Source organism: Pseudomonas sp. JAI120 (assembly GCF_014207255.1).
Taxonomy (GTDB): Bacteria; Pseudomonadota; Gammaproteobacteria; order Pseudomonadales; family Pseudomonadaceae; genus Aquipseudomonas.
Genome location: NZ_JACHCZ010000006.1, coordinates 200,087 through 219,508, shown reverse-complemented (window position 1 = coordinate 219,508; position 19,422 = coordinate 200,087). Strand labels below are relative to the sequence as shown.

The 19,422-nt window shown below is 56.0% G+C and carries 16 protein-coding genes; 11 read left to right on the top strand and 5 right to left on the bottom strand.

Annotated features, from left to right (window positions below; translation table 11 throughout):
• Positions 1 to 57: 57 nt before the first annotated feature.
• From HDC32_RS26825 to HDC32_RS26815, 3 genes are all read right to left on the bottom strand, one after another.
• Positions 58 to 1,308 carry a GAF domain-containing sensor histidine kinase gene (locus HDC32_RS26825; RefSeq protein ID WP_256663622.1) on the bottom strand — a complete coding sequence of 417 codons (1,251 nt, stop codon included), beginning with the start codon at positions 1,306 to 1,308 and terminating at the stop codon, positions 58 to 60.
• A 372-nt stretch (positions 1,309 to 1,680) separates the two neighbouring features.
• On the bottom strand, positions 1,681 to 2,403 hold the full coding sequence (locus HDC32_RS26820) for a 3'-5' exonuclease (protein WP_184746124.1): 723 nt from the start codon (positions 2,401 to 2,403) through the stop codon (positions 1,681 to 1,683).
• Positions 2,400 to 4,280 carry a DUF294 nucleotidyltransferase-like domain-containing protein gene (locus HDC32_RS26815; protein WP_184746122.1) on the bottom strand — a complete coding sequence of 627 codons (1,881 nt, stop codon included), beginning with the start codon at positions 4,278 to 4,280 and terminating at the stop codon, positions 2,400 to 2,402. The genes HDC32_RS26820 and HDC32_RS26815 overlap by 4 nt, the downstream gene beginning before the upstream one ends.
• A 300-nt stretch (positions 4,281 to 4,580) precedes the next feature.
• Here HDC32_RS26815 and HDC32_RS26810 point away from each other — a divergent pair, with 300 nt between their 5' ends.
• Complete coding sequence (locus HDC32_RS26810) at positions 4,581 to 5,834, top strand: sodium:proton antiporter (RefSeq protein WP_184746120.1); 1,254 nt, start codon at positions 4,581 to 4,583, stop codon at positions 5,832 to 5,834.
• Between the two features lie 107 nt (positions 5,835 to 5,941).
• Positions 5,942 to 7,219 (top strand): DUF2254 domain-containing protein, encoded by a 1,278-nt coding sequence (locus HDC32_RS26805; RefSeq protein ID WP_184746117.1) that lies wholly within the window; start codon positions 5,942 to 5,944, stop codon positions 7,217 to 7,219.
• Positions 7,220 to 7,225: 6 nt separating this feature from the next.
• Here the strand turns inward: HDC32_RS26805 and HDC32_RS26800 are convergent, their stop codons facing one another.
• Positions 7,226 to 8,548 carry a chloride channel protein gene (locus HDC32_RS26800; protein ID WP_184746116.1) on the bottom strand — a complete coding sequence of 441 codons (1,323 nt, stop codon included), beginning with the start codon at positions 8,546 to 8,548 and terminating at the stop codon, positions 7,226 to 7,228.
• Positions 8,549 to 8,952: 404 nt separating this feature from the next.
• Here HDC32_RS26800 and HDC32_RS26795 point away from each other — a divergent pair, with 404 nt between their 5' ends.
• The 3 genes from HDC32_RS26795 to HDC32_RS26785 all read left to right on the top strand — a co-directional run bounded on the left by HDC32_RS26795 (position 8,953) and on the right by HDC32_RS26785 (position 12,321).
• The gene (locus tag HDC32_RS26795; protein WP_184746114.1) at positions 8,953 to 9,633 is read left to right on the top strand and encodes a response regulator transcription factor; all 681 of its coding nucleotides are present in this window, start codon (positions 8,953 to 8,955) and stop codon (positions 9,631 to 9,633) included.
• Positions 9,611 to 11,026 (top strand): HAMP domain-containing sensor histidine kinase, encoded by a 1,416-nt coding sequence (locus tag HDC32_RS26790; protein ID WP_184746112.1) that lies wholly within the window; start codon positions 9,611 to 9,613, stop codon positions 11,024 to 11,026. The genes HDC32_RS26795 and HDC32_RS26790 overlap by 23 nt, the downstream gene beginning before the upstream one ends.
• A gap of 179 nt (positions 11,027 to 11,205) precedes the next feature.
• The gene (locus HDC32_RS26785) at positions 11,206 to 12,321 is read left to right on the top strand and encodes a D-alanyl-D-alanine carboxypeptidase family protein (protein WP_260403767.1); all 1,116 of its coding nucleotides are present in this window, start codon (positions 11,206 to 11,208) and stop codon (positions 12,319 to 12,321) included.
• A 170-nt stretch (positions 12,322 to 12,491) separates the two neighbouring features.
• Here the strand turns inward: HDC32_RS26785 and HDC32_RS26780 are convergent, their stop codons facing one another.
• Positions 12,492 to 13,421: a LysR substrate-binding domain-containing protein gene (locus tag HDC32_RS26780; protein ID WP_145338860.1), complete on the bottom strand. Its 930-nt coding sequence runs from the start codon at positions 13,419 to 13,421 to the stop codon at positions 12,492 to 12,494.
• A gap of 120 nt (positions 13,422 to 13,541) precedes the next feature.
• Between HDC32_RS26780 and HDC32_RS26775 the strand changes: the two genes are divergently transcribed.
• The 6 genes from HDC32_RS26775 to HDC32_RS26750 all read left to right on the top strand — a co-directional run bounded on the left by HDC32_RS26775 (position 13,542) and on the right by HDC32_RS26750 (position 19,398).
• Entirely contained in the window at positions 13,542 to 14,423 is an 882-nt protein-coding gene (locus HDC32_RS26775) for a fumarylacetoacetate hydrolase family protein (protein ID WP_184746110.1), read from the top strand.
• Positions 14,424 to 14,459: 36 nt separating this feature from the next.
• Positions 14,460 to 15,029: a VOC family protein gene (locus tag HDC32_RS26770; protein ID WP_145338858.1), complete on the top strand. Its 570-nt coding sequence runs from the start codon at positions 14,460 to 14,462 to the stop codon at positions 15,027 to 15,029.
• The gene (locus tag HDC32_RS26765) at positions 15,022 to 16,629 is read left to right on the top strand and encodes a bifunctional 3-(3-hydroxy-phenyl)propionate/3-hydroxycinnamic acid hydroxylase (RefSeq protein WP_221462036.1); all 1,608 of its coding nucleotides are present in this window, start codon (positions 15,022 to 15,024) and stop codon (positions 16,627 to 16,629) included. Before HDC32_RS26770 ends, HDC32_RS26765 begins: the two co-directional genes overlap by 8 nt.
• A 10-nt stretch (positions 16,630 to 16,639) precedes the next feature.
• Complete coding sequence (locus HDC32_RS26760) at positions 16,640 to 17,572, top strand: 3-keto-5-aminohexanoate cleavage protein (RefSeq protein ID WP_184746106.1); 933 nt, start codon at positions 16,640 to 16,642, stop codon at positions 17,570 to 17,572.
• A 145-nt stretch (positions 17,573 to 17,717) separates the two neighbouring features.
• Positions 17,718 to 18,779, top strand: a complete 1,062-nt coding sequence (locus HDC32_RS26755; protein ID WP_184746104.1) for an aromatic ring-hydroxylating dioxygenase subunit alpha — start codon at positions 17,718 to 17,720, stop codon at positions 18,777 to 18,779.
• Positions 18,780 to 18,834: 55 nt separating this feature from the next.
• Positions 18,835 to 19,398 (top strand): cupin domain-containing protein, encoded by a 564-nt coding sequence (locus HDC32_RS26750; protein WP_184746102.1) that lies wholly within the window; start codon positions 18,835 to 18,837, stop codon positions 19,396 to 19,398.
• Positions 19,399 to 19,422 lie beyond the last annotated feature (24 nt).

Here is a 19,422-nt window from a genome sequence, read left to right as displayed (position 1 = left end):
ACTGACCGCTAGTGAGTAAGCGTCCGGCGAAGTCACCTATCGCCGTGACATAAAATGCTAGTTTCCTTGCGTCCACTCTAGGGTGCCTGGGAAGCGCGCGACAAACCGTGTGCCAGCCCCTGGTGTAGAGGTTACGGATAGCGTCCCGTTATGACCCGTTACGATCTGAGAGGCGATATACAAACCCAGGCCTAATCCTTCTCCCCGACCACCGCCCGCCGACCTCGTAAACGGCTGGAACAGTAGTGGCAATAGCGTATCTGGTATTTCTGGGCCTTGGTTCAGCACTGACAGAACGATGTGATTTTCTTGCATGCTTGCGAGCACCTCTATCGGGTGATCACGCGACCCGTGAGTTACCGCATTGCCCAAAAGGTTCGACAACAACTGTCCCATCCTCCCAGCATCACAAAAGATCCCTGGTGAGATGACTACTTCTCGAGTGATTTTGACGTGGGGATGGCTCGCAATGATTTCGTTTATGACGGCTATAAAAATGTCGCCAAGGCTGTCTACCAAGATGCGTTTGACCGGAATGCCTCCCCCCAGCTTTCCACGAGAAAAATCCAGGACATCTTCAATCAGGTTACTCATCCGCTGCGAGCTTTGTCGGATGGCAGTCGCAAGTTTTTGCTCTCGGCCAATAGGAAGCTTAGCTTCAAGCATGTCGGCGCTCATGCGGATAGCGCTCAGCGGTGAGCGGAGGTCGTGACCGAGGACGGCAATGAACTGATCCCGAATGATGCCTGCCTCGGTGGCATTGGCCAACTCAATTGTCTTGGCCTCAAGATCCGCCTGAACGTCCAGTTGAACGGCGATTAACTGGGCGAACAGCGTCAGCGTGTTACAAACCGCTTCCTCATCAAACTGAGCCGGCACTTGATCTATAGCGCAGAGCGTTCCGAAAAAATCCCCGTTTGACCTGATGATTGGAATGGAGACATAGCTTTCCAGACAGTATTTCTCGGGGGTGTGGTGATTCGAATAAACCGGGTGCTCACTGGCATGCTTGAATATGACTGGCTTTCGATGCTGACGGATTTCGTGACAGATTGTCGTTTCCAGTATCAACTCGCCGCCTGGCACGAGCCCAAAATTTATGGAGTCGTCTACGGCGCAAGCCACCCATTTGGTCTCGGTAACCCGAGCAATTGCGGCAAAGCGCATGCCGGTTGTGTGCTTGACCATGTTGAGAATAAGTGGCACGGCATCAATCTTGGCAACCGTGCTGATATCGTTTGAAAAGTCAGACGGATGAGGCATTAAGATCGCCGATTGGGAGGGTGGAAAATTGGAATTAAAGCGCAAGTCCCTGCCTTTGACAATGAGCGCCCGCAGGTAAGCGGTAAGCGCCCGGCCAACACACCCTCCTGAATCCAAACCTCAATGAAGCACACACCAACGCCCCCAGCGTTGGGATCAGAACGAGATATTGGCTGAATGGTTAGGTCAATGCATCACCAGTTCATAATCGGCAACCCTGGACGGAAATCGTGTTTCTGGCCGCTGCGCCCCCAATGTTGATGTCCAACATTTCGGGGTCAGATCAGAATACGCGGACACCATCGCCCTTAAAGCTGGAGTTCGGTAGGTGACTTGGCCGGACGGTTACGCTAGTGAGTCAATGCCCACAGGAATATCGGTCGGACAGGCGCTAACGTTTCACTATCAAGCGGTGACTCAGTTCCATAACTCGCCAACAGGCTTTGACGCTGAGTAATAAGTCGCTACCTGCGCCTGCAACAGTTCTGCGGTTGCCAGGGCATCGGTTAATGCATGGTGAGCGTGATAAGCCGGAAGAGCGAGGCGCGCCCGGCTATCCGCCAGCCTTATGGACGGTTGTGAGCGCCCCATAAATCGGGCGAACCATCCACGTTTTTGCCGATGTAGTCGGGCTTCCAGTTGCATCGTATCAATGACCGGGAACTCAAGCCCCTCCCCTAAATGCCTACGCACTGCCTGATCCAAAAAGGCTCGCTCAATATTCCGATAATGGACGACCATCACCTTGCCTGCCATGGCCTCCAGCAATGGGGCCAGCACCTGCTCAAAGGTGGGAGCATCTGAAATTTCAGCATGGGTTATGTGATGAAACGTCACCGACTTTTCATTCAGCTCGGACGCAGGTTTTATCACCCAGTAAAGCGAACTCCCACAGTAAATGCGCTGCAGCGTGAACGGCATTACCCCGATGCTCACAATACTGTCAGCCTGTGCATCAAGGCCGGTGGTTTCCACGTCCATGGCCAGCAGTTGCAAGCTATCAATGGAGGTCTGTGCCGAGACCGCGCCGGCTTGATAGAACTGTCGCAAGCGGCTGTTAACGGCATTGTCTGCCAGGGTCTCGAACCTGGAAGACCACTCCAGCACTTTGTGATTGGGCTGCGCTTTCACGTGTTTCATGACGACAGGCGACCCTTTGACGGATAACGGAAGCGCAAGAAATTCTGGCCATTACTCAAGACCTGAAACGCCTCTTTGAGATTATGTCGTTCACTGTTGGAAAAGCGTTCCGGTTCAACATAATTATTGAGCGCCGCTCCCTGCTCCAGTGCGTCAACCTGATGTCGAATTCGCACCATTGACAGAAACTCCAGCGCGTATCGGAGTCGCTTTAATGCTTCAGGCGGAATGATGTTGCTGTTCGCGATGGCGCCCATACGATCAAATGAATTCTGCGCGGTACTGCCACACGCGAGCGCGTGGATGCGGATCAGGTCTGTCAGCGGTGCGGTACCTCGCCCCTTCAGGTTGATGATCCGTTTGTGCTGTCCGTCTGTCTCAACCACAAAGGTCCGGAAAAAGCCTAATGGCGGCGTCCGGTTAAGGGCAATTCGAGCCATGGCACTTAGAAAAACAGGATGTGCGCTGGATTTTCGAGCACACAGAACTTTCAGTTCCTGCACAAGCTCGAGCTCGCCAAACACACCATCCAGATCGAAAAAAATACAACTATTGAGCAACGTCTTGGGATTTGGCTTTTCGATCCACTGATCAAAATAACTTCGCCATACCTTCAACGGCTGACGCCACTGATCGTTTGTCGCCATGATTCCGCCTTTGCAATAGCTGTAGCCGCATGCGGCCAGGCCATCACTCACAAACGTCGCCAACGCTCGGAAGTAAACATCGTGCTGGATTGGATCGAAGCGGTCGTCGAGCACCAGGGCATTGTCCTGGTCCGTCACCAACAACTGCTCATCACGCGCCATGGAACCCAACACCATAAAGCAGTAAGGCACCGGAGGCGGCCCCAGTTTTTTCTCTGCGAGCTCCAGCAAACGCTGGGTAAAGGCCCGGCCAATACCGGAAATCGCGCTACCAATCATGTGCGCCGTCGCGCCGTCACGCACCATGCGGATGTAGGTTCCGCGCAGGTCACGCAAAAGCGATTTAAGGCCGTCGACCGAAGTCTGGTTAGAAATTCTGTTTACCAGATACAAACTGCTGTGTGACTCGTAGCGGATGATATCCGACAGGTTGATCAGCCCAATCGGATGGCCATGATGGACCACCGGCAGATGGTGAATATTACGGCGCAACATCACCAGCATCGCTTCAAACACTGAGTCGTCTGCGCCTATCGTTACCGGCTCGGCCGTCATGATGTCTCGGGCAGCCGTTTCGTCAGCGTTTCGGCCGGCCGCGACAACACGTGTGCGAAGGTCCCGATCCGTCACGATCCCTTGGATTTCAGCCGCCTGCAAGCCCGCTGATGACATCACTAGAACGCAAGAAACGCTTTGTTCTGTCATGATTTTTGCCGCGTCGCCGACGCAGGTATCCGACGTGACCCACACCAAGGGCCGAGAGATAAGACCTCGGCATTTGAGCTGAATAAGCTCACTGGCACGCCCCTGCGCCTCAACGGCAGTCTTGAGCCTGGAGTGCCCCTCAGCTTCAACGAAGTCGGCGAAAGCATCATGCTGCGCGCAAAGGTCAGCGAACACGTCGGCGGGTATGTAATAGATCAGGCTATCTTCCAAGGCCCGGGCGGGAAAACGCACCTTGTTACTGCGCAACAAACCGGCCTGACCGAAGAGGTCACCTTCGACAAGTCGGTTGTAGAGCTCGCCATTGCGCCGGTAAATCTCCACCGCACCGCTACGCACATAGTGCAAGTCATGAATGATCGCGCCCGCTTCAAGGATGTCGCTGCCGGCCTTGAAATAACTCACTTCTACCCGCCGAGCGATGGCGTCTACCGATTCTTTTGGCAGCGTATCAAATGGAGCAAAACGATAGAGGTGGTCGCTGATCTCCTGTAACTCGATTTGCATGAAACCTCGAAATGCTGAAAAGAATTAAAGTTACGAGCGCCCTACATCGCAAAGGGCAGTGGCCTTTCTGTGTCGCCCACCACATCACATCCCGATACGAGGATCAAGCGCCACGTCTGATCTACGCTGTGAGTGGCAACAACTGCTGCGTAACGGCGGGCCGTCATATTTATAATCCCGGCAGGCGCGGCATTCACTGGATGCACAGCGCTGACGGCGGTTATTTCTGAACGGTCAGAAGCATTTGCGATCTGCATTGCCGAGGGTGCTTTCCTCATCCTGTTTTATTGGAGCGGGTCAATGCTGGACATTATTGCGATCTTCCTTTGCATCACGGCAGTACTTGCCTATCTCAATCGGCGCTACGTCGGCCTGCCATCCGCCATCGGTGTGATGGGCATTGCCTTGGGCCTGTCACTATTGAATATGGCATTCGATGCGCTGGGCTTTCATGCCTTGCATACCCTTGAGCAGTCGCTGGTGGAGTCCATCGACTTTTCCGAACTGCTGATGCAAGGCATGTTGTCACTGCTGCTCTTTGCTGGGGCGTTGCATGTGGACCTATCGGAGCTGCGGGCCTACAAATGGCAGGTTGCATCCTTGGCGGTAGTAGGGACAACGCTCTCAACATTGTTCATCGGCTTCGGGCTCTGGGCGTTGTTGTCCCTCACAGAACTGCAGCTACCGTTGTCTTATTGCCTGGTGTTTGGCGCGCTGATCTCCCCCACCGACCCCATCGCCGTGATGGGTATTCTGAAATCTGCCGGCGCGCCCCATAGCGTGGAACTGGTCATTTCCGGTGAGTCACTGTTCAACGACGGCGTGAGTGTCGTGCTGTTTTCGCTGATCGTCGCAATGATCGCCAGCGGAGAGACACCGTCGGTTATCGGTGCATCGCATCTGTTACTCAAGGAAGCCGGAGGCGGTGCTCTGTTAGGCGCCTGCGTGGGCTATATCACTTACAGAATGCTCAAGAGTATCGATAGCTATCAGGAGGAAGTGCTCATCACCCTGGCCGCGGTTCTCGGCGCCTATGCAATCGCCACTCAGTTCCATGTTTCCGGCCCATTGGCGATGGTGGTGATGGGACTGATTGTCGGTAACCAAGGGCGTTCCCATGCGATGTCCGAGCAGACTGAAAAAAACCTGGACATGTTCTGGGAACTGATCGATGAAATACTCAATGCGGTGCTGTTTGTATTGATCGGCTTGGAAGTCGTTCTGATCCAGTTCTCCAACCCATTGCTCACCACGGGCCTGCTGGTCATATTGCTGACCTTGTTATCACGATTGTTGACTGTAGGGGTTCCCATCGCGGTATTGGGTAAACGCTTCCGCCTACCGGAAGGTGCCTGGAGTGTGATGACCTGGGGCGGCCTGCGTGGCGGGATATCGGTAGCATTGGCGTTGTCGCTGCCCTCAGGGGCGGCTCGCGATATCGTGGTTTCCCTGACGTACCTGGTGGTCGTTTTTTCTATCCTGATCCAAGGCATGTCGATCGGTAAATTGGTCAAGCGAGTCATTCCGTGTGCAGCAGCCAAAGACGAGGGATGAACCCTCGGCTCGACAAAACACTCCATTAAGGATAATCAACTCACCGCCTTCGTTTCCCTGAATCCTTGCGGTGGGTCCCATCGTGTTATTTGCAGAAGGTATAAAAAATGCTCGCACGCTGGCGCTGGGTGCTACACCAAATGACCAAACGGCTGTGGTTCAGGGCGAGCCTGTTTTCCTTGCTGGGTATTGCGACCGCGTTACTCGCCGTTTTCTTCAAGGACTACATTCCCGAGTCGTTGCCCGCCCGCATTGGTGCCGACGCCGTCGATAAGATATTAGGCATCATTGCCTCAAGCATGCTCGCGGTGACGACCTTTTCGTTAAGCACCATGGTCAGCGCCTACGGTGCGGCGAGCAGCGGTGTGACGCCCCGTGCCACCACCCTGGTGATGGAAGACACCACGACACAAAATGCCCTGGCCACCTTTATCGGCTCCTTCCTGTTCAGCCTAGTTGGGATCATTGCGCTGAGTACCGGCGCCTACGGTAAACAAGGGAGAGTTTTGCTATTCGCGGTAACCATTGTCGTGGTCATTCTGATTGTCTACACGCTGCTGCGCTGGATCGATCATTTGTCCAAGCTTGGGCGGGTGGGAGAAACGATTGACCGTGTCGAGCAGGCAGCCATTGATGCCATTAACAATCGAGTCCAATGGCCGCATTTGGGAGCGGCCGCCTACCCTTGCGAGTCAGTGATCCCCAGTTCTGCGCTGATCATCACAAGCCTCCACACGGGGTACGTCCAGCACATTGACGTTCAGGCGTTAGGCGCGATAGGCAAAGCAGACGAGATACAGATATTTATGGACGTCCTGCCGGGAAGCTTTGTGCATGTCGGCATGCCGCTCGCACGAACCGTTAGCTTGAGCAAGGTACGCGGGGAGGAACTGGCGTCGAGCAACGAAAAAATCATCGCTACCCTGGCTATCGGCGTGCGTCGAACGTTCGAACACGACCCCCGGTTCGGCTTGTCAGTGTTGTCGGAGATCGCCTCCCGCGCCTTGTCGCCGGCCGTCAATGACCCCGGCACCGCCATTGACGTCATTGGGCGTGGCGTCAGAAGCCTGACATGTTGGGGTACACCTAAAGAACCCGCCGCGAAAATCGACGCTGACTGCCAGCACGTTTACCTGCGCGGTTTGACCGTGGATGACATGTTCGATGACTTCTTCGCACCGATTGCCAGAGATGGCGCGGGTTTAGTGGAAGTCGACCTGCGCATGATGAAGGCCCTTGTAAGCCTGGCACAGATAAACCCGGCGATGTTCAGGGGGGCATGTACCCGGCACGCAGAACTGCTGCTCAAGCACGCGAATATTGCGCTTGTACTCGAAGAGGACCGGCACAAGCTCAGAGCAGCGGCGCGACCGGTGCTGCACTGACCCAATCTACGTGTTGGCTTTTTGCGCGGCGGCGCCACTGCCGTCCGGTTGCAGAAAGCCACGCGCCAACTGCTGATAGAGCTCGGGGCCCATCCTGGCACTGACTGCTTTGGCAATCAGTGCAACAGCCATCAGACTAATGACCATGCCATGGCTGTCGATCATCTCCATAACGATGATTGCAGAGGTGATCGGCGATTGCGTGACTGCTGCCAGAAACCCCACCATGCACAGTGCAATGATGGGCTGTGCCGCCAAGGCGAAGTATTCAGCGACATTGGCACCGACAGCGGCGCCTACCGCCAAAGAGGGGGCAAAAATACCGCCCGGTATGCCGGAAAAATAAGTCACAACGGTCGCAAGAAAACGCGTAATCGGCGCGTGCCACGGCAAACCAACATCTGACACGATGATCTGGGAGGTGATCCCGTAACCGCTGCCAAAGGACATCCCACCGCTGAGCCAACCGAGAATCGCCACGATCATGCCGCAGCCACCTGCGAACCAGACTGGATGCAGGCGGCGCCACTCCCAGACGACAAAACTGCGATACCGCTGTGGCCATAGGAGCATCCGACTGAACAATCCCCCCATAACACCACAGCCAATACCAATCGCCAGTATCGGAAGAACGATATCGAGATTGGCCTCTTGTACGTCGAAGTGTCCGAAATAGTTGTAGTTGCCCTGCAAGGCTATCGCGACCATACCCGACAAAATGATCGTGCTGAGCAACACCCCGCTGGTGCGGGTTTCCAACTTGCGCCCAAGCTCCTCCACTGCAAAGGCCACACCGGCCAAGGGCGTGTTGAAGGCAGCAGCAATACCCGCCGCGCCACCGGCCAGGATGAGGTCTTCAGGGCGAATGATGCGTGCGTTGGGCAGGTAACGGTGAAAGAAATGCATGATCGAGGCGGCGACTTGCACCGAAGGGCCTTCACGCCCCGCTGAAAAACCACCGGTCAGGGCCAGGGTACCGAGCCCTATCTTGGCGAAGGCCAGACGCAACGATACCAACTTATTCACGGGCTTGCCCTGGTGGGCCAACCGCGTAGCCGCGATCACCTGGGGAATACCGCTACCTTGAGCCCCTGTAAAAAAACGCGAGGTCATCCACACCACAAACATGCCGATCAGCGGCGTGTAGATAAACGGCAGCCACGGCCGGGCGACGGCCTGTTGGGCGAACTGCATCAGCGCCAGGTCAGCCAACCGGGCGAACATCACTACCAGCAACCCTGCGAGGGTAGCAGCGACCCAGAGTGTCACCCGAGTACGCCATCGGATCGAGGCAAAGCGACGACGTATCAGCAATATCGGTTTGATCACCCGAGCGGATTCCCGTTGTTGAGGTTCAATAACATGCAAAAACAAGATTAACGGGTTAAACGGTCACGTCCAACCGGCAGTGACCAGATAACTATAGCTATTCACTCCCGGCTCAGGAGCCCCACCACGTCGATTTTGTTTTGTGAGTAAGCCAATTTGCGTGGGCGCATACCAAGGCGAATGTCAGCAAGAGGAAAGCCAGATAGGTTGTCATTATTTGCCCTCATGTCCGTGAGCGCGTTCGGCTGTTATTACGAATATATCCGTGCAGGCGAGATGGCCGGGTTAAGGTGGGTTAAGAAATAGTTAGTATTCGCGCGCAACTTGGAGCAATAAGGTTCGCTTGCACTGGATGTCGGCATTGAGTCGGGAGCACTGAAAAACACGCACGAATGGAGGAAATTATGAGTAATGCGTTGGTCATTGAAGATGATCAGGTGACGGCCGAAATCATTGTCGCTGAACTCCAACGCCACGGTTTCAGCTCAAAGTGGGCTGCCACTGGACGCGACGGACTGGCCTTGGCGATTGCAGGCGGTTACGACGCGATTACGCTGGATCGCATGTTGCCGGACTTTGACGGGCTGACGATTGTCAGCACCTTGCGCAGTCTCGGGATTCAGACGCCGGTCCTGATGATCAGTGCTCTGTCAGATGTGGATGAGCGCGTCCTGGGACTTCGTGCGGGCGGCGATGACTACCTGACCAAGCCATTTTCGGCCGTCGAGATGGTCGCGCGCCTTGACGCATTGCTCAGACGCACCGCCGCAGACCCCAGTAACCCACACCTCAGGTGCGGCAACCTGCGACTGGACTTGGTGGAGCACAAGCTGACGCGCAATGACGAAGACATCCAGTTGCTGCCCACCGAGTTCAAACTGCTCAACTGCCTGATGCGCAGCGCCGGCCAACTGGTCACTCGTACCATGCTGTTTGAAGGCGTCTGGGGCTATCACTTCGATCCCGGGACAAACATCATTGATGTGCACATCGGACGACTGCGTAAAAAGCTGGAAAGCGACAAAGATTCACCTGTGATCCATACAATACGCGGTGCCGGCTATGTCCTCGCTACCAAAAAATGAGGAATGGCGCTCGTCCGGCAGTCGATTGATCGGGTTTTACGCGGTGTTCTTCGTGGCGTGGGGAGCACTCTTTACCGGTGTACTGTACTGGGAAATCTCCCACTATCTGGGCACGGTTGCCGAGCGTACGTTGTTGCAACGCGCCCACTATTATCAAAAGGTCGACGACTCGAACCTGCTTGCTGAGTTGGCGGCGAGTGAGGCTTACTCGACCCCCGGGATCGACGCCTACGGTTTATTTGCACCCGATGGCACCCATGTCGCCGGCGACCTGCTGAAACTGCGCTCCAATCTACCCGACGACGGCCAGGTTCACTACCTTGAGCGCGGCCTGAGCATTGCGTTACCCAGCACCGAAACCCGAAGCAGCTATGCCTTGCTGGCACGGCGCCCTGACGGACACACCCTGATTTTGGCACGTGACGGCGGGTCGATTTCCGCCGTGGGTGGCATTATTGAGCAGGCCCTGATGTGGGGGTTGTCATTAACACTTATCCCCGGTTTGATTGGCTGGCGCTTACTGCGACGTCGCCCATTGCGTCGTGTCAAACGCCTGCAGCTGTGTACCAAAAGTATCGTTTCGGGCAACTTGGCTGAGCGTTTGCCGTTGTCAGCACGCCGCGATGAACTGGATATGCTGGCCAACGCCGTCAATACGATGCTTGATCACATAGAGCAGTTGATGCATGAGGTGAAAAGCGTCTGCGACGGTATTGCCCATGATTTGCGCACACCCTTGACACGCTTACGCGCACGGCTCTATCAGCTCCAGAAGTTGCCGCTGGCCATAGAACATAAGCAGACCTTGAATCAGGCGTTTGAGGAGAGCGAGTCGATCATGGTTCGCTTTCAAGGACTGCTGCGGGTCGCTGAGCTTGAGGATATTCGTCGCCGCTCTGCCTTTGCGCCCTTCCCGATCATGACGTTGTTGAAACAGGCGCATGAGTTTTACGAGCCGATGGCACTGGACCGCGCCCAAACGCTTTCGCTGGACATTCCCAGCGGTTGTCCCCAGGTGTATGGCGACTCATCGTTACTGTTCGAAGCGCTGGTCAATCTGCTCGATAACGCCATTAAATTTACCCCGGAGGGCGGCCATATCGAATTACGGGCGAGCATCAAGGACTTAGCTGTCATTATTGAAGTAATGGACGATGGTACCGGCATCCCTGAAGCGGACCGTACGCATGTCATTCGCCGTCTCTATCGCGGCGAGGGAAGCCAGATAAACCCAGGCCACGGCCTAGGCCTGTCGTTAGTCGCCGCCATAGTGAAATTGCACGGATACACACTGGATATCCACCCCGGTGCCTCGGGCAGGGGAACACGCGTATTGATTCACTGCCCGATGTTCAGCGGTCAAGCCACGGATCGATCTGTACCTGAACATTAAATTTTACTTAATACTGGTTAATTTGAGCGCCTCGGCGCCCAGGCCTAGTTTGGTAGCACATATTGCTGACCCAAGGCCTTTTGCTTGTGAGATATCTGTTGTGCCTGCGTGTCTTAACCGTGCTCTGTGTAACACCACCGCTTCTTTGGGCGAATGCCGCTCTGGCTGCCAACGCGACCATGGGGACAATGATCCCCGCTGCGCCGAAGCTGGGAGCCGAAGCCTGGATACTCATAGACGCGAAAACGAACAGGGTCATTACCAGCCACAACAGTGATGCACGCCTACCACCGGCCAGCCTGACCAAGTTAATGACTGCGTATATCACGACGCATGAGCTTAAGTCTGGCCTGATAAGCGCAAATGATGAGGTCGTCGTGAGCGAAAATGCCTGGCGTACAGGTGGCTCACGGATGTTTCTCAAGCCCGGCAGCTCTGCTTCGGTTCACGATTTGCTAAGCGGCGTGATCATCGACTCAGGCAATGACGCGAGCGTTGCGCTGGCCGAACATATCGCTGGAAGCGAAGCCGGGTTTGTCGGGATGATGAACTCAACCGCTTCAACACTGGGAATGCTCAACACCCACTTTATGAACTCCACCGGCCTACCGGACCCGGAGCACTATTCTTCCGCACGTGACATGGCGACCCTGGCTCGAAAAGTCATCAACGAAGGGACCACCTACTACCCTCTTTACGCCAAGAAAACCTTCATCTGGAACGGCATTCAGCAATCCAACCGCAACGCGCTTTTATGGCGTAACTCCACCTATGACGGCTTGAAGACCGGGCACACAGAGGCGGCGGGCTACTGCTTGGTCGCCTCCTCACAGCGGGATGGGCAACGTTTGATCAGCGCAGTTCTGGGCGCCAGTAGCGCCCATAAGCGTACGGCAGAAACAGAGAAACTGATGGGTTACGGCTTCCGCTTCTACGCCACCCAAACCTATAAGAAAGGTGGCGAAGTACTCTCGCAGGTGGCGCTCTGGAAAGGCATACAACCCTACGTGAATGTGGGCTTGCTTGAAGACATGACCCTCACGCTGCCCAAGAATAAAAATCGTGACGTCGAGATGCGCCTGGCGTTTGATGGCCCCATCGAAGCCCCTATCACGGTAGGCACGGTCGTCGGAAGACTCGACCTGTTCGACGCCGAGCATAAGCTGGGGAGTCGCCCATTGGTGGTCCTAGTGGACGCAGAGCAAGGTCATTGGTGGCGACGTTGGTGGGATACCGTGCATTTATTTTTTACCCAGACGGTTCGCAGCTGGTTCGATGAAGCCCAGGTAACGTGAATAGTGAGGAGAAGGTCATGAACTCCGATGATCTACGCAAAGAGCTCGCGCTATCAAAATTCTTCGAAGGGGACTCATCCCTCAATAATGCTGTTCAGGGGCTCAGTCAGGCACGCTCGAATACCAGACTTGGCTGTCGTGCCAGCTTCAATTGAAGCACGACCAGAAAGTCAGCGTAATGGCGCGCCCTGCCAAACTCTTTCCCTTGAATAAAATTCGGCTTCTCGCCGAAACGCCATCGCGAGCGCCTCTGCAGCCGGGGTGAGAGGCATGCCTGGACGCCGAATAATGCACGTCGGTGGCCCCTCTACAGGCTCATTTATTTGCAACCGCATTAAGATCTGCTGCGTCAGAGGCGATTCCACCCACTGTGTTGGCAGGAAGGCAATCGCATCGCTGCTGGCCAACAGGCAGAGCAGTGCAATCAGCGATTCACAGCGCACTGAAATTGCGGGAACACGTAGACCGTATTGCGCGAAGATTTCACTGAATTCTGCGTCGCGTGGACCTACCGCGCCCGTCACGATCCATTTTGCATCGAGCAGTTCGCGCAGTGACTGCGAGCTTCTAAGTGGATGATTGCGCCGCGCGACGACACAACGCGTATTCGCGAATAACTGTTCCACGGCAAACTCGTCAGGCGCAAATGATGCGGGCATCGGCCCCACGGCGAAGTCGAGCGTGCCATCACGAATACCGCGTTGGATGATGGGAAAGGTACCTTCCATCACTTTTACAACTGCATCTGGAAATTGCTTGCGGAAGTGGTCCAGCGCCGCACTTAAAAACATTAGTGACGCAACACTGGACGCGGCCATGGTCACGCTGCCTCCCGTAGCGCCGCGCAATTGATCCAGTTCTTCTCGGCCGCGTTCCAACTCCCTCATTGCCGCCTCCGCCCGAGCAAGAAATGCGACCCCGTAAGCATTCAGCGTCGAGCCGCGGGCCGTGCGTTCAAAGAGCGGTGTGCCTAACTCCTCCTCAAGACCCTGGATGCTCTTGGATAGCGCGGGTTGGGTTAGCTGCAATTCACGCGAAGCCGCGCGAATACCACCTGAATGCGCTACGGAAACGAAATCGCGAAGCTGATGCAGTTTCATAGGAGTTCCCAACCCGAGAATTAGTCGACGTGATAACCATTGGTAATCAGGACGGCGATTTTACTATCTTTGTGTCATTCCCCGAAACACATACGTTTGGACCACGTCAGAGGGGATTACATGAAACTCATCAGTTTTGAGCACAACGGCAGGACAGGATTTGGCGCTGTCGTCGGCGAACGGGTCTACGACCTGACCGGCAAGGTAGGCAGTGCCCTTACTCTGCGCGAGTTGTTGGCAGTCGATGGCTTGGCTGAGGCTTCCCGCCTCGTACAAGCGGGGAAGGCGGATTTTGCTATTGCCGAATGCACACTGCTGCCGGTCATACCCGACGCCGGCAAAATTATTTGCCTTGGCTTGAATTTTAAAGCCCATGCGGAAGAAGTGGGCAAGCCGATGCCAGCGCAGCCGGTGATCTTCCACCGTCACGCGCAAACGCTAAATGCCCATGGTCGTCCCTTGTTGCGCCCCCTGGTCTCCGAGCAATTCGATTACGAAGGTGAACTGGCCGTCGTTATTGGCAAGGGCGGGGGGCACATTGCGGAAGATCAGGCGATGGACCACGTAGCGGGCTATGCGTGTTTCAACGAGGCTAGTGTGAGGGATTGGCAGAAGCATTCGCACCTTTATGGCATGGGCAAGAATTTTCGGTCCAGCGGCGCATTTGGCCCGTGGCTTGTGACCCGAGACGAGATCGCCGACCCGTCTGCGCTGCATGTCCACACCCGGGTCAATGGCGAGCAAGTTCAATCTTTTTCACTCAGCGACATGATCTTCACCATCCCGCAACTGATCGCGTATGTCTCTCGTGCTATCGACTGGATGCCCGGTGACGTGCTCGTGACCGGCACGGCCTCGGGTGTCGGATTGTTCCGCAATCCACCGTATTTTCTACGCGACGGAGATTTAGTGGAAATCGACATTCCGGGGATCGGCACGCTGATCAATCCGGTGATAGATGAAACCGCGTCGAGTGACACCAAGCCCCTCGAACACATATGAGCGTTGCTCCCTAAACCCTGCATAAGAGGCACTACTATGCCCATTCTCCCCCCAACCAGATTTGAACACTTTGGCGTCAATGCGATTGACATCGAGAAACTGGAGGCCTTCTACGTCAGCTTTTTCGGGTTCCTGCCCAGTGATCGCGGTGTTCGATTCAACGGTCAAAAAATCGTATTCCTGACTAAAAGTGGCGAAGATCATCACCAGTTTGTCCTCATTGAAGGACGGCCCGCTGATGCCATCTACAACCCGATCAACCAGATTTCCTTCGGTGTTCAAAGCCTGGATGACTTGCGCCTGTGTTTTCGTCGGCTTAGCGAATCCGGCATAGAGGACATGCTGCAGATTGACCACGGCAATGCTTGGTCTCTCTACCTCAAGGACCCCGAGGGAAATCCGTTGGAATTGTTCGTCGATAGCCCTTGGTACACCCCGCAGCCTTGCCGCGGTGAGCTCGACTTGATGCAGACCAATGAGGAGATTCTGGCGAAAACTGAAGCACTGTGCCGCTCACTCCCAGGCTTTGCCACTCAGGAACAGTGGCGTGAAGGCATGCGCAGTCGGTTAGCGAGTGCCGCGCAGGCGGATGCACATCATGTATGACGTCGCTATTGTGGGTTTCGGACCATCGGGCGCAGTGGCGGCCAATTTGCTTGGCCGTGCCGGACTGAAGACACTGGTTCTGGATCGGCTCGATACGGTTTACGACAAGCCGCGAGCTATCGCCCTTGACCACGAGATCATGCGCGTATTCCAGGAAATTGGTGTGGTGGAAGCGGTCCTGCCGCACGTGGCTCCCTATCCGGCGTCTGAATATCGAGGCGTGCGCGGGCCTATCATCAAGAGGCTCGACGCAGCACCGCCGCCGTTCGTGATGGGTTGGCCACCCAACCTATCGTTCACCCAGCCCCCCGTGGAAGAAGCGCTGCGAGCTAAGGCCTTTCGGCATGACAGTGTGACCGTTCGGCTGGGGTGTGAGGTCACTGCAATCTCGCAACACGCGCAGCATGTATCGCTCGACGTCCGCAGCAAGGACGGTAGCGGTATAGAACAAGCTCGCTTTGTACTGGGTTGTGATGGCGCTAACAGCACCGTGCGGCGGCTCTGCGGAATGCTGTTGGACGACCTCGACTTTGACGAGCCCTGGCTGGTTGTCGATTTCAAGGTGGAGCCGGCAGCACTGGCCGAGCTCCCCGACGTAAACGTGCAATATTGCGAACCAAATCGCCCAGCCACGTACGTCGTCGGACCCGGTAACCACCGACGCTGGGAGATCATGCTGCATGAGGACGAGGACCCGGCATTGATGGTTCAGGATGCTAATGTGTGGAAACTCCTCGAACGCTGGATTAAGCCAGGACAGGCGACGTTGTGGCGTAGTTCTGCATACCGTTTCCATGCCTTGGTGGCACAGACCTGGCGCCAGGATCGAGTGTTCCTGGCGGGTGACGCAGCTCATCAGCAACCCCCGTTCTTGGGTCAAGGTATGTGCCAAGGTGTTCGTGACGTCGTGAATGTGGTGTGGAAGCTGGTCCAGGTACTGCAAGGTGGCGCCGCGTCTGATTTGCTCGACACTTATCAGCTCGAGCGCAGTGCTCATGTGCAACGTCTGACCCAAATCATCAAATCACTGGGCCGCTTTATCTGCGAACGCGACGAGCAGAAGGCTTTGGACCGAGACGAAAAACTCATCAGCGAGATGGGCGGCACGTTACGTACGACGTTACGCCAGGATCTGATGCCGCCACTGGAGCAAGGTTTTTTGTCTGTGTCGCCTCATTCGGCGCGCGGCACGCTATTTCCACAGCCGCGCCAAACCGGTGATGGCGCTTTACTCGATGATGTCGCTGGCACGGGCTTTCGCCTATTTGTCTCGCAATCAGTATCGGCCGCGCAATTGATAGCCGTTCGGGCGTCGGCTGCGCACATCAATCTACGTATCGTGCGCGTGGCAAATCGTGTCGGTAATGCTGTGCCGTCAGATGTGCCGTCAGATGTGCCGTCAGTGGAACAAGAGTGCTGTTTCATCGAACGCGATGGCGTGGTAGGCGCGTGGTTCGCCCGACACCAATGCGTTGCTGCCTTGGTACGGCCGGACCACTACGTCTTCGGTGTTGTTCAGGACGGCGAACGTCTGCCGGCACTCTTTGATGAAATCGTTAGCCGGTTGCGTGCCGATGAGTCGCATCGGGCCATCGCTTAGAGGAATCCTCATGTCGAACAAAGTCATTATCAGCTGCGCGGTTACTGGCGCGATCCATACGCCAACGATGTCCGAATACCTGCCGATCACGCCCGAACAGATCATCGCCCAATCGGTGGCGGCGGCAGAAGCCGGGGCGGCTATCTTGCATCTGCATGCGCGGGATCCTCGTGATGGACGCCCCTCGGCGGCCCCGGCGATTTTCCGGCAATTCGTGCCGGAGATCATGGCCCGGACGAACGCAGTGGTGAACATTACGACCGGCGGCAGTACCAACATGACGCTGGAAGAACGACTTGCCTTCCCGCTGCTGGTCAAGCCCGAAATGGTGTCGCTCAATATGGGGTCGATGAACTTCTCTATTCATCCGGCCGCCACGAAAATCAAACACTGGCGCTACGAATGGGAGCGGCCCTATGTCGAGGGCACTGAAGACATCATCTTCCGCAACACCTTTCGCGACATCAAACGCATTTTGCTGGAGCTGGGCGAGGGATGCGGCACTCGTTTCGAATTCGAGTGCTATGACATCGGCCATCTCTACAACTTGGCGCATTTTGTTGAGCAAGGGTTGGTAAAGCCGCCGCTGTTCATCCAGTCGATCTTTGGAATTCTGGGCGGCATGGGCCCGCACCCGGAGAATCTGGCAATGGTGCGCAACACTGCCGACCGTCTGTTCGGACGCGAAAACTACCACTGGTCCATTTTGGGTGCCGGACGTCATCAGATGCCGCTGCTGACAGTCGGCGCCATCATGGGCGCGAATGTCCGGGTTGGATTGGAGGACAGTCTATTCCTTGGCAAAGGCCAACTGGCGACCTCCAACGCCGAGCAAGTGCACAAGATCAAACGCATCCTTGCCGAATTGTCGCTGGAAGTGGCTACGCCTGACGAGGCGCGTGCGATGCTCGGTTTGAAGGGGCCAGAGCAGGTCATGTTATAGCTGCAAGTACAGCGTGCGTGAGCGGCTGAAGCAGATGCAGTCGCGTTGATCGAAGCCTTCAGCTCGGCGGTGTCGATCGTTCACTGGGCAATAGCACGACGTTCACGGCAGCGCGACGCAGCTTCATTAATGTTGGAGAAATAACATGGCATTTCTACAGAATCGTTGGTACATGGCAGGATGGAGCGACGAGTTCAGCTCCAAGACGTTGATAGCGCGCACTTTAGTTGGCTGGCCTCTGGTTCTGTTCCGAAACGAGGAGGGCGAAGTGTGTGCACTGCATGACCGTTGCCCGCATCGCTTCGCACCCTTGCACCTCGGTACCCTTGCTGGGGCCGGCCGTGTGCAGTGCGCCTACCATGGCCTGGAATTCGACGGCACCGGTCGCTGCGTCCATAACCCGCATGGCGATGGGCGTATTCCAGCGGCGGCGGTAGTGCGTTCGTTCCCTGTTCAAGAACGCCACGGCATGGTCTGGTTCTGGCCGGGGAGCCCGGAACTGGCCGATTTGCAGGCACTACCCGACTACAGCTGTATTGATGAAGAGCTCTGTCATGTAAGCCGTGGCCACCAGCATGTGAAGGCCAACTATGTGCTGGAATCGGACAACATCCTCGATCTGAGTCATGTGCAGTTTCTGCATCCAGGCACGCTGGGCAGCGGCGCAGTTAGTGCTGCGAAAGCTGAGGTCAGTCAGGAGGGCGAAACGGTGCATTGCGTCCGTAGGGTCCAGTCTGAAGATCCAATGCCCTTCGTGCGTATGCATTTCCAATTGGCGCAAGGTCAACTCGCTGACCGCTGGATGGATGTTCGCTGGGATCCGCCTGCATCAATGCTGCTGACGGTCACTGTCGCCCAGGCCGGACATCCGCGTGATACAGGACGCACCATACGGATTCCGCACGTGTTCACCCCGGAAAGCGAGAGCACCACGCATTACTTTTTTGCCTCGTGCTTTGAGAAACGCACCTACCCAGATGGCGCCGATCGTGCGCAACGCCACCTGGAAGGGCTGCTGACCCCGTTCCTCACTGAAGATGCGCCAATGCTCGAAGCGCAGCAGCAAGTCATCGGAGATGCTGACTTCTGGTCACTCAAACCAGTGCTGTTAGTTGGCGATGCGGCAGCTGTGCGTGCCCGGCGGGTGCTCGACGGTTTGTTGCTGAAGGAAAGGGAAGCACACCCCATACCGGTTACTTCCATTTAACCCACGGACGCATCTGCTCATCAGGTTCGAGCCATCCACCTTAGGAAAGATCAACATGAACCACACTGAAACATCTTCTATCGTTCCGCGGGTTGCCGCCGTGCGACGCATCATTACCGGACATAACGCTCAAGGTCGCGCCGTCGTCGTCAGCGATGAGGCGTCGCCCCATGTTGACGTTCTCTTGGGTATCGCTACGTTGGCTACCACAGAGCTGTGGACGACCCAGGTTCCCGCAGACAACGTAGCGCTTGGCGATCCGGTAAGACTGCCCCACCGTATCGCGCCTCCGGCAGGCGGCTCGGTATTTCGTGTTGTCGAATTCCCGCCTGATCGGGACTGGAAGGGAGCGCTGCGTGCCGGCCAGAAACTGATCGACACCGGTGACAGCAATCAGTCGAGCAACCCGATGTTGCATCGGACCAAATCGGTCGACTTCGTGGTGGTTATCGCGGGCGAGATTCACTGTGTTCTTGACGAAGGCGAGGTCGTGATGCGGGCTGGCGACGTGATGGTACAGCGTGGGACCAACCATGCTTGGGAAAACCGCTCAGAGCAACCTTGCCGGGTCGCGTTTGTACTGATCGATGCGGCACCGATACCGGGTTTGGACGCTTAATCACCAACAGCCTGTAAAAAAATA

Coding starts and splice junctions, on each gene's coding strand:
- HDC32_RS26760 (WP_184746106.1), top strand. CDS start 16,640: ATGTCGAACAAAGTCATTATCAGCTGCGCGGTTACTGGCGCGATCCAT.
- HDC32_RS26805 (WP_184746117.1), top strand. CDS start 5,942: ATGCTCGCACGCTGGCGCTGGGTGCTACACCAAATGACCAAACGGCTG.
- HDC32_RS26795 (WP_184746114.1), top strand. CDS start 8,953: ATGAGTAATGCGTTGGTCATTGAAGATGATCAGGTGACGGCCGAAATC.
- HDC32_RS26770 (WP_145338858.1), top strand. CDS start 14,460: ATGCCCATTCTCCCCCCAACCAGATTTGAACACTTTGGCGTCAATGCG.
- HDC32_RS26775 (WP_184746110.1), top strand. CDS start 13,542: ATGAAACTCATCAGTTTTGAGCACAACGGCAGGACAGGATTTGGCGCT.
- HDC32_RS26780 (WP_145338860.1), bottom strand. CDS start 13,421: ATGAAACTGCATCAGCTTCGCGATTTCGTTTCCGTAGCGCATTCAGGT.
- HDC32_RS26785 (WP_260403767.1), top strand. CDS start 11,206: ATGGGGACAATGATCCCCGCTGCGCCGAAGCTGGGAGCCGAAGCCTGG.
- HDC32_RS26815 (WP_184746122.1), bottom strand. CDS start 4,280: ATGCAAATCGAGTTACAGGAGATCAGCGACCACCTCTATCGTTTTGCT.
- HDC32_RS26765 (WP_221462036.1), top strand. CDS start 15,022: ATGTATGACGTCGCTATTGTGGGTTTCGGACCATCGGGCGCAGTGGCG.
- HDC32_RS26790 (WP_184746112.1), top strand. CDS start 9,611: ATGTCCTCGCTACCAAAAAATGAGGAATGGCGCTCGTCCGGCAGTCGA.
- HDC32_RS26820 (WP_184746124.1), bottom strand. CDS start 2,403: ATGAAACACGTGAAAGCGCAGCCCAATCACAAAGTGCTGGAGTGGTCT.
- HDC32_RS26810 (WP_184746120.1), top strand. CDS start 4,581: ATGCTGGACATTATTGCGATCTTCCTTTGCATCACGGCAGTACTTGCC.
- HDC32_RS26755 (WP_184746104.1), top strand. CDS start 17,718: ATGGCATTTCTACAGAATCGTTGGTACATGGCAGGATGGAGCGACGAG.
- HDC32_RS26750 (WP_184746102.1), top strand. CDS start 18,835: ATGAACCACACTGAAACATCTTCTATCGTTCCGCGGGTTGCCGCCGTG.